Origin of the sequence: Tepidibacter aestuarii, assembly GCF_934924865.1 — a bacterium.
Classification (GTDB): Bacteria; Bacillota; Clostridia; order Peptostreptococcales; family Peptostreptococcaceae; genus Tepidibacter_A; species Tepidibacter_A aestuarii.
Genome location: NZ_OW235315.1, coordinates 2,739,967 through 2,755,496, shown reverse-complemented (window position 1 = coordinate 2,755,496; position 15,530 = coordinate 2,739,967). Strand labels below are relative to the sequence as shown.

Here is a 15,530-nt window from a genome sequence, read left to right as displayed (position 1 = left end):
TTATAATAATTGTTATAGAATAGACTATAATTTACATCTTACTAAATAAAAAGGAGATTGAGATATGTCTGTAAAAAAGATATTAATAGCTGATGATGAAAAGAGAATGAGAAAGTTAGTATCAGATTTTTTGAAAAAAGAAGGATACTTTATAATAGAAGCTAATGATGGAGAGCAAGCTCTTGATATATTTGAACAAGAAAATGATATAGATTTAGTAATACTAGACGTTATGATGCCAAAATACGATGGGTGGATGGTTTGTAGAAAGATAAGAAATAAATCTAGTGTACCTATAATAATGCTTACAGCTAGAAGTGAAGAGTTTGACGAATTATTTGGATTTGAAATGGGAGCTGATGAATATGTAAAAAAACCATTTAGTCCTAAAATATTGGTAGCAAGGGTAAATGCACTTCTTAGAAGAAGCAAAGAAGTTGAAAAAGAGATTCAAGAGTTTGGAAAGTTAAAAATCGATGATAATGCTAAAGTAGTATATTTGGAAGATGAAGTGACAGAGCTAAGCCCTAAAGAATATGAACTATTGTTATATATGATAAATAATAAAGGGGTTGCACTTAGCAGAGAGCAAATACTTAATAATGTATGGGGGTATGATTATTTTGGTGAACTTAGAACTGTTGATACTCATATAAACAGACTTAGAATAAAGCTTGAAAATCAAAGTGATTTGATTCATACGGTAAGAGGTATAGGATACAGATTTGAGGTTGAGAAATAATGAAAAAATCTATAAGGACAAGATTATTTATAGGCATAACTAGTATAGTGGTTATATTTGTAGTTCTTTTATGGGGACTTAATTCTACTTTACTTGAAAAATACTATATAAACCAAAAGAAGAATATATTAATGAATGCAAGTGAAGAGATAGACTCTATATATACAGGAAATATAGATGATATATATATAGACCTTGAAATTATTCGAAACACAATAGGTGCAAGTATAATGATAATAAGTCCAAATAGGCATGTTAAGTATACATCGGCTGGAATGTATGCAAAGAGGGCATTTAATCCTATGTATTCAAACCGTATGATGAATATTAATAATAAGTATGTATTTGCATTAGAATCTGATAAAAAGCTAAATATCGATTTTTTAGCACTTAGAACTATATTAAAAAATAAAGATATATTAATACTTAAAATTCCTATGCCAGCTATATCTGAAAGTGCAAGCATAGCTAATAAGTTTATGATATTTACTGGACTATTAGCAATAATAATAGGAATAATATGGGCTTTAATTTTTTCTAAAAAATTTACTAATCCTGTGCTATATATAAATGATATAACTAAAAATATTGCAAACCTTAATTTTTCTGAGAAATGTGTAGTAGATACAGACGATGAGCTTGGTCAGCTTGCCAATAACATAAACTATCTATCAGGTGAACTAGATAAGGCTATATCAAATCTGTATCAAGAAAATCAAAAACTGGAAGAAGATATAGAAAGAAAAAGAAAGGTAGACAATATGAGAAAAGAGTTTATATCTAGTGTCTCACATGAGCTCAAAACCCCAATATCTTTAATACAAGGATATTCAGAAGGATTAAAGGAGAATGTTATAGAAAGTGAAGAGGACAAAGAGTTCTACTGTGATGTAATAATAGATGAGGCTAAAAAGATGGATGTATTAGTTAAAGACCTTTTAAATCTTTCTCAGATAGAGTCTGGATATTTTAAACTAGAAAAGACAAAATTTAATATATGTGATTTAATAGACCAAACTATTACTAAGTATAAGAATATATTCGATAAAAAAAATGTGGATTTAAGATTGGATAAAAACTATATAGGAAATGTTTTTGCAGATAATATTAGAATAGAACAGATTTTAGTCAATTTTATTAATAATGCAATAGATCATGTTGATGACAACAATATTATAAAAATAATTGTAAATGAAGATAATAAAAAAATAAGAGTAAGTGTATTTAATTCAGGAAAACATATATTAAACGAGGATATAGATAATATATGGACTAGCTTTTACAAGGCAGATAAGGCCAGAACTAGGGAATATGGAGGATATGGGCTTGGATTATCGATAGTAAGGGCTATTCAAGAACTTCACAAAAATGAATATGGTGTTTCGAATGTCGAAAATGGAGTTATATTTTGGTTTGATGCAGATAAATGTTTATAAAGTAGGTAAATTTGTGTTAAAATAAAATTTGGCATTGAAAACATATATGGGGTTTATGACTACACTAAAGTAGATTCATTTGATATCGGTGATAAGATGAAGACTTTAGGATGTCTTCATAAATCCTATATACAAACGATTGGGATATTAGCGTGAATTAAAGAATTTAAATATAAATTAAAAGAGGAATGATATTTATTATGAAATTTTCAAATCTTGGGATAAGTAAAGCGTTAGAAAATGTATTACAAGAAAATAGAATAACAGAGCCTACACCTATTCAGGAGCAGAGTATACCTGTGATATTAAAAGGTAAGGATGTAATGGCGCAAGCTCAAACGGGAACGGGAAAAACACTTGCCTTTTTACTTCCTATATTAGAAAAGATTGATCCTAATAAAGGTGTAGTACAAGCCTTAATAGTTACACCTACAAGAGAGCTTGCTATTCAGATTACTAATGAAGCTAAAAAATTACAAGAAGCTAAGGAAATTAATATACTTGCAGCTTATGGTGGTCAAGACGTTGAAAAACAGATTAACAAGCTAAAGGGAGGAGTTCACTTAGTAATAGGTACTCCTGGAAGGTTAGAAGATCATCTTAGAAGAAAGACTATAAACTTTAAAAACTTAAAAACACTTGTACTTGATGAGGCAGATCAAATACTTGATATGGGATTCATACATGAGATTGAAGAAATAATTAATAACAGTAATAAGTCAAGACAGACATTGTTTTTCTCTGCAACTTTAACTAAAAAAGTAAAATCTTTATCAGGAAGATATATGAGAAAACCTGAATTTATAAAGGTTGAAAGTAAAAAGGTAACTTTAGATGAAATACAACAAATAGTTATTGAAACTACTGATAGATTAAAACAAGATGCACTTTGTCATGCTATAGATGAGCACAGACCTTTTATGGCTATAATATTCTGTCGTACAAAGCTTCGTGCGCAAAAGCTTAATGAAGCTTTAAATGAAAGAGGATATGACTGCGATGAACTTCATGGTGATTTAAGTCAACCTAAGCGTCAAAGAGTAATGAAGAAATTTAGAGATCTTAAGCTACAATTTTTAGTAGCAACTGATATAGCTGCTAGAGGACTTGATATAGAAGGTATGAGTTATGTATTTAATTACGATGTGCCAGAAGATGCAGAAAGTTATATACATCGTATAGGAAGAACTGGTCGTGCTGGTAAAGATGGAGTAGCTATTACTTTCGTTGCTCCTAAGGATCAAAGAACACTTGCTGATATAGAGCAGGGAATAGAGATGAAAATACAAAAACAAAGATATGAAAAAGAAGGTAGTGAAAATTCTTTCGTAGAGGTTAAAAAATCATCTAAGTCTAAGAAAAGAGATTTTTCTAAAAAAAGTAATGGATTTAATAAAAATAGAAGAGGTAGAAGATAGTTAAAATAATATATTAGTTATAAAAAAATATAAACATCATATATTTACAATATAGATTTTTTCACGAAAGGGAGAAATGAAATGATTAAATTTAAATCATGTGTATTGTATTTATTGGTGTTTATATTTTTTTTGTCTTCAACATCTTATGCTGAACCTATTATGAGTGCTCAAATTGTTACTGAAAAGGAGACAGAGCTTACAGGAAATTTACTGAAATTTAAGGCTTTTAGTAAGGGAAGTAAGTTGACATATAAGTGGAGTATATTAAAGGATTCATATGTTATTTATACAAAAGAGTATAGTAACAGTAATGCATTTGAATATCCTGTTACATGTGAAGGAGTTTATTATGTGGGGGTTAGTATTAAAGATAGGAATGGAAATATTGTAACTTGTGAATCTAAAAAAGTGAATGTGGTGAATAAAATAAAAGTAGAGCCTGCTAAGGTTAAAACAGCAGAGGAAATAGAGATAGAAAGTTTACAGAAATATGTAAATAAAACCAAGAATTTGACTAGTCAAACTGATAGACTTATATGGGTGAATACTGAGAAAAATATGGTATATGTATTCAAAGGTAAGGCTAAAGAGTGGAAGCTTGAGAAAAAGATGGTTTGTACAGATGGGAAAGCATCTACTCCTACTGTTAAGGGGAATTTTACTGTTAAGAGTAGGGCTCCATGGCTCATTTCATACAGCGGAAAGGTAAGAGCTAAATACAAGGTCAACTTCTACGGGAATTATTATTTTCATTCAATATTATTTGATTCAAAAGGGAAAAAAATAGTAGATTCAAGACTTGGAAAATCTTTATCGCATGGATGTATAAGACTTAGTGTTGAGAATGCGAAGTGGATATATGATAATGTAGCTGATAAAACTGCTGTTCATGTAAATTAATGTGTCTAATCGAAAAATGAAGCTTATTGAAATAACTCTACTTAGTCAATATTTTAATAAAACTAAAGATTGAGTCTTATTAAATATTCTAAAACTTCTTAAACTCCCTATGGTCAAACAAAGAAGTTTCTTAACGAATATTTAAATGCCTCTATCTAAGTTTTATAGAAAAATATTAACCAAAAGTAGCTAACATTTCAATAAGCTTCATTTTTAAGTTTGGATGGTTATAAATTGAGTAGATTTAGAAAATAACTCTCTTATCAAATCTATAAATATATATCAAAAATACAAAGAAACACTTATATACATAACTTAGAATTAGATATGAAATTTTTAATGTTTGTAAAAATATGGTATAATAATTCTGCTGAAAACTACAAGGGGGATTATCGTATGAAGTTGAGTAAGAAAAAAATATGTATAATTATAATAGATTTAATGGTATTACTTTCAATTTATTGTTCTAATAAATACTTTGATATGAAAAATGCTGTTAATGAAGATATATATTATAATTTTGAAGAATTTAAGGAAGAAGTTCAGGCTCTAAATGAAAATATATCTTGCGTTTTAACAGTTAAAGATAATTACAAGAATAAAGAGTTTATAAACAAAGATAAAATTTGGAATTATCATAGATCTAATTGGATGGTAGAAGATATAAAGGGAAATTTACATATGTATAAATATATATGGAATGTATATTTATATGTAGATGAAAATATAGAAGTTATATTAAGTGATAATAATATAAACGATAAAGAAAGAGAGTATTTAACAACACTTGAAGATTATAACAACGAGCTTTTAAAAGAATGTAAAAAAATAATGGGTAAACTATACGATGAAGAGGTTTTTGATATTGACTATGAAGGGAAGATAGAGAAAAAAATAATTAAAAAACAACATGAATTTTCTAAAAAAGCAGATGAAATTTTAGAACAAGAAAAGTATAAGATACTTATAGATTATAAATTAAAAAACAAAGTAGCTGAAAATATAAATATAGAAGATGATTTTGGACAAATAAAGAGTTATTGTGAAGGTGTGTTCTCAAAGGTTGTACCAGATACTACTCTTAATTATAATAATAAAGATGAAAATAAAAATGAGTATGTATTTAAAAATTATAAGGAACGTAATTATCTGGAAAAGAATATATATGATGAAACTGAATATGAACTAACGTATGATAGAACTATTAAAGATATTAAAATAAATGCAGTTAGTTACACAACACATCAAAAGGATAAGGTATATAATGAGCAGGAATTAGATAAAATAGCTCAAAATATAGTAAATAAATTTAGTAATAAGGTTTATTTGTATGACAAAGAAATAAGATATGACAAAGAATCAGAATTAGCAAATGTTATAGATGAAATAACATATAGATATATACAAAAAAACGATGACAGATATCTTGAAGGAAGTAAGATATCTATAACTATCAAAAAAAATAAAAAAATAACTGATTTTTATCTAGGAAATTCAAACAAGAATATAATTCCCGCATCTATAACTAAAAAAGATATTGAAAGCAAAGTAGATGGGGAGATATTAGATATTATAACTATTGTAAATACAAAAGGAAAAGTAGAGTACGAGGCTCATATAAAATATAATGGCATAATATATGCAGCAGTATTTGATGGATATGATGGAAGTCTTAAATACTATGGAACTGATATTAGAGATTACGGAAAGATTAATAATTATTAAAATTTATTTTAATTAAATTCGAAAATAATACCATCTTTTTATAAAGTAATTATTTTATAAAAAGATGGTATTATTTTTTTGCATAAAATTTAATCGTATTATATAAGGTTTGTTACTATACAAGATACTATTACTTATATCGTGTAAAATATTACCATATAATAATTGTAAACTTAAACTTAAATTGGGTTGACAATGTGAACTGAACTATGTAAAATAACATCATAAACAAATATTTGGTAAAAGGAGAGAGTAATAAGATGAAAATTAAGACGAGAGATATGATTTTGATTTCAATGTTTGCTGCTTTAACAGCAATAGGGGCATTTATAAAAATTCCTACACCAATAGTTCCATTTACTCTGCAATATTTATTTTGTGCATACTCAGGAGTTCTCTTAGGAGCTAAGCATGGTTTATATTCACAGTTATTATACGTTGGAATTGGATTGATGGGAATCCCTATCTTTGCTAATGGTGGAGGACCTACATATATTTTTCAGCCTACATTTGGATATTTATTAGGATTTATATTATGTGCTTATGTAATTGGCAAATCAACGGAGAAATTAAAAAAAATTACTTTTATGAAAATTATTAAGCCAGTTTTACTAGGGCTATTTTGGGTTTACTTAATAGGAGTTTCTTACCTGTACATGATTGTTAATGTTTATCTGGGAAAAGCAATGACAGTAAAGGCGGCAATAGCAGCAGGATTTACACCATATATAATTTCAGATTTAATTCTTAGTGTAATAATAGCATACTCAGCTGTTCGTGTAATACCAGCATTAAGAAGAACGACTTCGATTGAAAATCAAACATTAAAAAATAAAACAGAACAGTTACTTTAGCTTTTAAAATTATATTTTGAGGTGATTAAGATAATATGAAAAAATTTATGGAAGAAGTAATACAGAAAGTTTTAGATGGTAAGGAAATAACATACGATGAAGCATTAAAAATAATCAATATTGATGAAAAAGATATAGAAATTCTAGATTTACTTTTTTTGGGAGCTAATAAAATAAGAGAAAAATATGTAGGTAACAAAGTTGATTTATGTACAATAATGAATGCGAAGTCAGGTAGATGCTCTGAGGATTGCAAATATTGCGCTCAATCAGCTCATTACAATACAGGTATTACAGAATATAGTTTATTAAATTATGATGAGATTTTAGAAAGAGCTTTAGAAGTTCAAGATTCAGGAGCTCACAGATTTTCACTAGTTACTAGTGGTAGAGAGATAAGTTGTAACGAAGAAATAAATAAACTAGTAGATATATACAGAAGACTAAAAGTAGACACCGATCTTAAGTTATGTGCATCACATGGGATAGCAACATTTGAACAATTATTAAAGCTCAAAGAAGCAGGAGTAAGTATGTATCATCATAACGTAGAGACTAGTAGTGATAACTATAAAAATATATGTACAACTCATGATTATGAGGAAAGAATACAAACTATAAAAAATTCTGTAAAAGCAGATCTTGAAATCTGTTGTGGTGGAATTTTTGGTATGGGAGAATCCAAAGAAGATAGAGTTAAAATGGCGTTTGAAATTAAATCTCTAGGGATAACTTCGATACCATTAAATATACTAATGCCTATAAAAGGAACTCCATACGAAGATTTAAAGGTCATATCCCCATTAGAAATTCTTAAGAGTATGGCATTATTTAGATATATTATACCTAACTCATATATTAGATATGCTGGAGGCAGAATGGCATTAAAAGATAAACAAAGCTTAGGTTTTAAAGCGGGAGTAAATGCTGCATTAGTAGGAAATTTTTTAACTACAATAGGAAGTGATGTTGAAAATGATAAAGAAATGATAATTTGTGCTGGATTAGAGATATAAGAGGATAAAGGGGTGGTTTTTTGAATAAAGGTATTTTTATAGTCGGGATTGATACTGATGTTGGAAAAACATTTATAACAGCAGGGATAAACTATATTTTAAGAAAGAATAATTATAACGCTATTAGCTTCAAACCTGTGCAAAGTGGTGGAATAGTAAAAGATAATAAATTAATATCGGGTGATGTAGAATTTATAAAAAAAGTATCTGAAGTTAATGAAGACTATGAAATAATGAATTGTTATTGTTTTAAAGAAGCTGTATCTCCACATCTTGCATCCGAAATAGAGAATATACATATAGATAAAAATAAAATAATAAATCATTATAAAAAACTATATGAAACATATGACTTTTGTATAGTAGAAGGGGCAGGTGGCAGTATAGTCCCGTTAATAAGAGATAAATATTACATTTATGATCTTGTAAAAGACTTAAATATTCCTGTGATGATCGTAACAACAATAGGAGTAGGAGCTATTAATCAAACTGTACTAACGGTGAATTTCCTAGAAAGTTTAGGAATACAAATAAGAGGATTAATAATAAATAAATATACTGGAACTTATTATGAAGATGACAATATAGAAGTTATTAAGTCAATAACAGGGTTAGATATAATTTCTGTAATAAATAAGTTAGACTTAGATGAAAAAGAAGAATTTATTTTAAAAGCAAGAAAAGAATTTGATAAAAATCTGGATATAAATAAAATATTGAATTTGTTCAAAAGGAAAGATAGGGGGATTTGCAGTGAGTAAAATGAATGAACTTCAAAGGAAAGATTTAAAATATATCTGGCATCCATGTTCTCAAATGAAAGACTATGAAACATTTGACCCGATAGTTATAAAACGAGGAGAAGGAGTTTTTCTAGAGGATATGAATGGGAAAAGATATTTAGATGCTGTTTCATCATGGTGGGTAAATTTATTTGGGCATTCTAATAAAAGGATAAATGAAGCTTTATATAAGCAGGCTAATAAACTTGAGCATGTTATGCTTGCAAATTTTTCTCATGAAGCAGCTATTGAGCTTGCTGAAAAAATAGTAGATATAACTCCAGATGGTCTAAATAAAATATTTTTTGGTGATAATGGATCTTCAGCAGTAGAGATAGCTTTAAAATTAAGTTTTCAATATCATCAACAAATAGGAAAAAATAAAAAAACAAAATTTGTTAAGATATCAGATGCATATCATGGAGAAACACTTGGTGCATTATCAGTTTGTGATGTGGATCTTTATAATAAGGTATTCAATCCTTTGTTGTTAGATGTTATTAAAGTACAAGGTCCTGATTGCTATAGATGTCCATATGGATTAGACCGAGAAAATTGCAAATCTGAGTGTTTTGAGAATATGGAAAAAACTATTGAAAAACAACATGAAGAAATAAGTGCTATAATAATAGAACCTATGGTACAAGGGGCAGCGGGTATGAAGATATATTCTTCAGAATATCTAAAAAAACTAAGAAAATTATGCGATGAATATGATATTAACTTAATAGCTGATGAAGTAGCTGTAGGGTTTGGAAGAACGGGGAAAATGTTTGCATGTGAACATGCTCGAATTTCACCAGATATTATGTGTTTATCTAAAGGTTTAACAGCAGGATATATGCCCTTAGCATTAACTTTGATGACAGATAAAATATATAATGCTTTTTATGATGATTATCCAAAGCTAAAGGCTTTTTTACATAGTCATAGTTATTCTGGAAATGCATTGGGATGCTCTGTTGCAGTAGAGACGCTTAATATATTTAAAGATGAAAAAGTTATTGAAAAAAATATAATTAAGTCTAAGTTATTAAGAGAAAAAGTAGAGAATATATTAAATGAACTACCGAATGTCGGAGAATATAGACAATTAGGTATGATAGGTGCTATTGAGCTTGTTAAAGATAAACAAACTAAAGAAGGATTTGACTGGAAGAGTAGAGTTGGTTATCAGATTTATAAAATAGCTCTTAAAAAAGGTGTACTATTAAGACCGTTAGGAAATGTTATATACTTTATGCCACCTTATGTTATTAATGATAAAGAGATGGATTTAATGGTAAATACAGCAAGGGATTCTATACTTGAATTTTTTTAGTTGATAGGAAAGGGAAACTTTCCTATCAATTAAATTAAACTTAGATAGATCACTATGCATTTAAAATCTTCATATAAGCATAATCAAGAGCTGAATCTATATTATTACCTTGCTTTCCCCCACCTTGAGCAGAAAATTCATTTCCCCCACCTCTACCATCGATAAGTGTAATCGCATCTTTTAACAATTCATTCATATTACTATTTTTTATATTCTTGGATTTCATAAATAATAAGTTTGACTTATCCTCTCCTTTAACTCCAAGCAGAGCAACAACATTATCAAAAGAAGTCAGTTTAGAACCTATAAGATTTACAGTTTTTACACTTTCATTGTCGTAAACTTTCTTTATGATTTTTATTCCCTTAGTATCTTCACAGTTTCTAAGCATATCTTCTATTTCGTAATCTGCTATTTTAGATTTTAATTTATTATTTTCAGATAAAGTCTTTTTTAGTTCTTTAGTCAACTTTTCTATTTGAATTAAAGCAGCCTCAGTATCACAAGTCAAAGAGGAGCATACAGTAGATGTAAACTCGCTTTTGTTAAAGTAATCTCGTATAGCACGATTTCCACATAAAAACTCTATTCTCGTACAATCCTTGTATTTTTCCCATTTAGTTATCTTTATAACTTGAACCTCAATAGTAGAACTTGGATGAATTCCACAACATGCATTGACATCAAGATCATCGATTTTAACTATTCTTATTTGGCCATCTAAATTTGAAGGCATCTTTCTTATATTCATTTTTTTTAGCTCTGATCTAGTAGGGTATAAAAACTCTAATAGTATATTTTGAAGTATTATATCATTTGCAAGCTTTTCAACTTTTTCTATTTGAGACTTGTCCAAAAACTTTTGAATATCTACTGTACAATAATTTTTCCCTAGATGAAATCCAACAGTAGGTGCATTGAATAATTCTACAAAAGAAGCTGATAGAATATGCTGTCCTAGATGCTGCTGCATATGATCAAATCGTCTACCCCAATCTATTGAACATTTGACCTTATTCTTTTTATTAGGTTTTTTATCAGCAACATGGTATATATGATTGTCTTCTTCGTATACATAAGTTATTTTGGCATCTTCGATAAATCCTGTATCACTAGGCTGGCCTCCTCCTTCTGGATAAAAGCAGGTTCTGTCTAGCTCTATATGAGATTTACCTTCTTTCTCGATTACATCCAGTATAGTTGCAGTAAAAGATTTCTGGTATTGATCTTCATAAAAAAGTTTTTCCAATATAATCCCTCCTTAGTATATAGATATCATTGTACTATAAGTATATATTTTCAACAATAAGATAACAATTAAAAGCAAGTGTTAGTATTTTAAGATACATATTTTTGAATTTAGTAAGGTATGAAAATGATAGATGAATTTCAAAAAAGTATTCTTTTGAAATTTTTAGTATAAAGACTTTTTTATAAGGAAAACTTATAGTATTAAGCAATTTAAAAAGGAGGATAATAAATGGAAAATGAAAAATGCGTAAAAGTAATTCCTCTAGGAGGACTTGGAGAGATTGGAAAAAATATTACTGCATTTGAATATGAAGATGAGATTGTAGTTATAGACTGTGGTATAGCTTTTCCAGATGAGGATATGTACGGAGTTGATATGATAATTCCGGATATAAGCTACTTATTAAAAAATGAAGATAAGGTAAAGGGAATATTTATAACTCATGGGCATGAGGATCATATAGGAGCTATACCGTATATACTAAAACAGCTCAATGTTCCACTTTACGGAACTAAGCTAACGCTTGGAATTATAGAGAATAAACTAAAAGAACACAATTTGCTATCAAGCTGTACACTTAATCCAGTTAATGCTTCAGATGTTGTAGAACTGAATCATTTTAAAATGGAATTTATAAGGGCTACTCACAGTATAGCAGATTCTTGTAGTATAGCTATTCATACTCCTGTTGGAACTATACTTCATACAGGAGATTTTAAGATAGATTATACACCTATAGATTACCTTCCTATGGACCTAAAAAGGATTGCTGAGTTAGGAAATGAGGGTATACTTCTTCTTATGGCAGATAGTACAAATGTAGAGAGAAAAGGACATACACTATCAGAAAAATCAATAGGAGAAACCTTAATAAGAGTCCTAAGACGTGCAAGAGGAAGGGTTATAGTAGCTACATTTGCGTCCAATGTTCATAGAATGCAGCAAATAATAAATGCATCTATAAGATATAATAGGAAGGTAGCATTTAGTGGAAGAAGTATGGTCAATATATCTCAGGTAGCAAGAGATTTAGGATATCTTCATATACCAGATGAATATATAATAGATGTAGATGAAATAGATGATTATGAAGACAAGAATATAACTATAATAACAACTGGAAGTCAAGGAGAACCTATGGCGGGTCTTTCTAGAATAGCTTTTTCTAATCACAGACAGATAAAGATAAAACCAGATGATTTATATATAGTATCAGCATCTCCAATACCAGGGAATGATAAGCTTATATCTAAAGTTATAAATGAATTATACAGAAAAAATGTAGAGGTTATATACAAGGATTTAGAGGATGTTCATGTATCTGGACATGCATTCCAAGAAGAATTAAAGCTTATGCATTCTTTGACTACACCTAAGTACTTTATGCCTGTTCATGGAGAATACAGACATTTAAAACATCATGCAAATCTTGCAAATAAACTTGGAATGAACAGAAATGATATATTTACATTAGAAACAGGAGATGTTTTGAAGCTATCAAAGGATAAAGCTGAAAAAGGTGACAAAGTTAGAACTGGAAGTGTATTCGTAGATGGTTTAGGAGTAGGAGATGTAGGTAACATAGTTCTTAGAGATAGAAGAAATCTAGCTCAAGATGGAATGATGAATATAGTGGTCACAATAGAGAAAGAGACTTATAGCGTAATAGCAGGACCTGATATAATAAGTAGGGGATTTGTATACGTTAAAGAATCTGAGGAATTAATAAATTCAGTTAAAGAAATTGCAGCTCAAGAACTAGATAGATGCTTAGAAAACAATATAACAGAGTGGTATGCTCTTAAGAGAAATATGAAAAAATCAATAGAGAGATATTTATACGAAAAGACAAAGAGAAGACCTTATGTAATACCTATAATAATGGAAATCTAAAAAATAGCCTATTTTAAATAGGCTATTTTAGTACATTTTCATAACATATAAAAGTATCTTCTTTTCCTTCAAATTGAACTTTACCTACAGGATTAAATCCGCATTTTCTAAATAGATTATCCATTTTATCATTTGATGAATGAGTATCAGTTTTTATATGATTTATATTTTTATCTACAGCTATTTCTTTTGCAAAGTTTATCAACTTAGTACCTATACCTCTTCTTCTGAATTTAGGATTAACAGCCATCCTATGAATAACAGCAGCCTTTTCATTTAAAGACCAATCTAGTTCATCGTATTCTTTTGTTTCGTTGTAGTCAACACATATAAATCCAGCTATATTGCCGCCAATTTCTTTTATATATAGAGTGTTATTGTTTATATCATTTTTAAAGGTATTGTTGTTGGGGTAATTATCATCCCACTGATAGTTGTTAGATGAATTCATATCTTTTACAGTTTCTTTTATTATATCCATAATATTATCTAAATCATTTAAAGTGGCTTTTCTCATAATAAAAAGGTCTCCTTATCGATCAAAATTTATTATATGTAGTATAGCAAATAAGGATATGGACTTGCAAGGATATATGTTGTGTATAAACCCTGCCAAATTGATAATAATAAAAATATTATCATATACAGAGGTGAATAAAATGGATTTTATTAAAAACTATAAGCTAAAACAAGAAAATGGAGAGTATCTATTAGTAATATACTTAAATAATATTAATACAGAGTTTGCAGATGAGCTAGATAAAATAAGAGAAAATGAAAATTCTAATTTTATAGATCAAGTACAACAATATATAAAGACTCAGTTTCCTAATCTTAAAATAGCTATGTGTAAAGTTATGCTAGGTTCTATGTTGATCACATCATTTGCTGTTCCAAGTACACAAGTATTCGCAGCTACTAATCAATCAAGTATAAATCAAAACTCTTTTATAGACTATAAGGTTCAAAGCGGAGATAGTTTATGGTCTATTGCTAATAAATTTAATGTGTCTATTAGTGAAATAAAATCTGTAAATAATTTAACTAGTGATACTATATATGTTGATCAAAATTTAAAGATACCATCTAATAATGTTTATGTAGTAAAATCAGGCGATACATTGTATAAGTTATCTCAAACATATAATACAACTATTGATAAAATAAAAAAAGATAATAATCTAACTAATGATAACCTATATATAGGTCAAAAACTTATAATAAATCAAGAAAATAAAAGTGTTGATACTACTAAATACATAGTTAAAAAAGGAGATACTCTGTGGAAAATATCTCAAATGTTCAATGTATCAGTAGCTTCTTTAAAGAGCATAAATAACTTATCTTCAGATAATATATATGAAGGTCAAACGATTTATCTTAAAGGGAATGTAGAATCTAAAGAACCAACGATAACATATAAAACTCATAAGGTTCAATCTGGTGAAACTACTTGGAGCATAAGTATTGACAATGGAATTCCTATGCAGGAATTACTAGATGCGAATAACTTAACAGCAAATAGTCAACTTAGTATAGGGCAAGAATTGAGAGTTCCGGTTCACAACATACCTATAAAAGAAACAATGGGAAGTCAGTATGGAGAATATCTAGATTGGTGGACTGAGGCACAGTATATAATGGCGATTAACGATGTAGCTAAAGTTACGGATATAGAAACTGGAAAATCTTTTATGGTAAAAAGAACTATAGGAGCAAATCATGCCGACTGTGAACCATTGACAAGTAATGATACGGATATAGCAAAGCAAGTCTGGGGAGGATATTCGTGGAATACTAGAGCTGTTTTAGTTGAAGTAGATGGAAGAAGAATTGCAGCATCAATGTCATTTATGCCTCATAGTGTACAGTATATAACGGATAATAATTTTGAAGGGCATTTTGATATACATTTTTTAAATAGTACTAGACATAAAGATGGACTGGTAGACGAGTATCATCAGGAAAAGGTTAGGATAGCAGCTGGATTAGAATAATAAATATTACAAAAATAATCGAATTTATGTGCTGAACCCAAAATAAAGGGAATTAAAATACCGCTCATGTATTAAATATTTTTAATAAAACTAACTATTACATCTTATTGAATATCTTAAAAGTTCTAAACTCCCTAACGGTCAAACAACGAACTTTCTTAACAGATATTCAAACACTGTAATACAAGTTT

13 protein-coding genes are annotated in these 15,530 nt (G+C 28.7%); 11 read left to right on the top strand and 2 right to left on the bottom strand.

Annotated elements, in window-relative coordinates; all coding sequences use genetic code 11:
* Window positions 1-64: 64 nt before the first annotated feature.
* From M2214_RS13535 to bioA, 9 genes are all read left to right on the top strand, one after another.
* On the top strand, window positions 65-742 hold the full coding sequence (locus M2214_RS13535) for a response regulator transcription factor (RefSeq protein ID WP_248479638.1): 678 nt from the start codon (window positions 65-67) through the stop codon (window positions 740-742).
* A complete protein-coding gene (locus M2214_RS13530) occupies window positions 742-2,178 on the top strand; it encodes a sensor histidine kinase (protein ID WP_248479636.1) in 1,437 nt (478 codons plus the stop codon). The genes M2214_RS13535 and M2214_RS13530 overlap by 1 nt, the downstream gene beginning before the upstream one ends.
* Window positions 2,179-2,378: 200 nt before the next feature.
* Entirely contained in the window at window positions 2,379-3,596 is a 1,218-nt protein-coding gene (locus tag M2214_RS13525; RefSeq protein ID WP_330651502.1) for a DEAD/DEAH box helicase, read from the top strand.
* 81 nt (window positions 3,597-3,677) lie between these two features.
* Window positions 3,678-4,499: a L,D-transpeptidase gene (locus M2214_RS13520; protein WP_248479634.1), complete on the top strand. Its 822-nt coding sequence runs from the start codon at window positions 3,678-3,680 to the stop codon at window positions 4,497-4,499.
* A gap of 396 nt (window positions 4,500-4,895) precedes the next feature.
* The gene (locus M2214_RS13515; RefSeq protein WP_248479632.1) at window positions 4,896-6,224 is read left to right on the top strand and encodes a hypothetical protein; all 1,329 of its coding nucleotides are present in this window, start codon (window positions 4,896-4,898) and stop codon (window positions 6,222-6,224) included.
* A 260-nt stretch (window positions 6,225-6,484) separates the two neighbouring features.
* Window positions 6,485-7,078: a biotin transporter BioY gene (locus tag M2214_RS13510; protein WP_248479624.1), complete on the top strand. Its 594-nt coding sequence runs from the start codon at window positions 6,485-6,487 to the stop codon at window positions 7,076-7,078.
* Between the two features lie 35 nt (window positions 7,079-7,113).
* The gene (gene bioB, locus M2214_RS13505) at window positions 7,114-8,094 is read left to right on the top strand and encodes a biotin synthase BioB (protein ID WP_248479617.1); all 981 of its coding nucleotides are present in this window, start codon (window positions 7,114-7,116) and stop codon (window positions 8,092-8,094) included.
* 20 nt (window positions 8,095-8,114) lie between these two features.
* Window positions 8,115-8,855, top strand: a complete 741-nt coding sequence (bioD, locus tag M2214_RS13500; RefSeq protein WP_248479615.1) for a dethiobiotin synthase — start codon at window positions 8,115-8,117, stop codon at window positions 8,853-8,855.
* A gap of 1 nt (window position 8,856) precedes the next feature.
* Window positions 8,857-10,197, top strand: coding sequence for an adenosylmethionine--8-amino-7-oxononanoate transaminase (bioA, locus tag M2214_RS13495; protein ID WP_248484874.1), 1,341 nt, complete (start codon window positions 8,857-8,859; stop codon window positions 10,195-10,197).
* 52 nt (window positions 10,198-10,249) lie between these two features.
* On the opposite strand, the gene M2214_RS13490 is transcribed toward bioA, so the two are convergent.
* Window positions 10,250-11,446 carry an alanyl-tRNA editing protein gene (locus tag M2214_RS13490; RefSeq protein ID WP_248479613.1) on the bottom strand — a complete coding sequence of 399 codons (1,197 nt, stop codon included), beginning with the start codon at window positions 11,444-11,446 and terminating at the stop codon, window positions 10,250-10,252.
* Window positions 11,447-11,677: 231 nt separating this feature from the next.
* Between M2214_RS13490 and M2214_RS13485 the strand changes: the two genes are divergently transcribed.
* Window positions 11,678-13,342 (top strand): ribonuclease J, encoded by a 1,665-nt coding sequence (locus M2214_RS13485; RefSeq protein ID WP_248479611.1) that lies wholly within the window; start codon window positions 11,678-11,680, stop codon window positions 13,340-13,342.
* A gap of 22 nt (window positions 13,343-13,364) precedes the next feature.
* Here M2214_RS13485 and M2214_RS13480 read toward each other — a convergent pair whose 3' ends face one another.
* Complete coding sequence (locus M2214_RS13480) at window positions 13,365-13,859, bottom strand: GNAT family N-acetyltransferase (protein WP_248479609.1); 495 nt, start codon at window positions 13,857-13,859, stop codon at window positions 13,365-13,367.
* Between the two features lie 142 nt (window positions 13,860-14,001).
* On the opposite strand from M2214_RS13480, the gene M2214_RS13475 reads away from it, so the two are divergent.
* Complete coding sequence (locus M2214_RS13475) at window positions 14,002-15,339, top strand: muramidase family protein (RefSeq protein WP_248479607.1); 1,338 nt, start codon at window positions 14,002-14,004, stop codon at window positions 15,337-15,339.
* The last annotated feature ends 191 nt before the right edge of the window (window positions 15,340-15,530 follow it).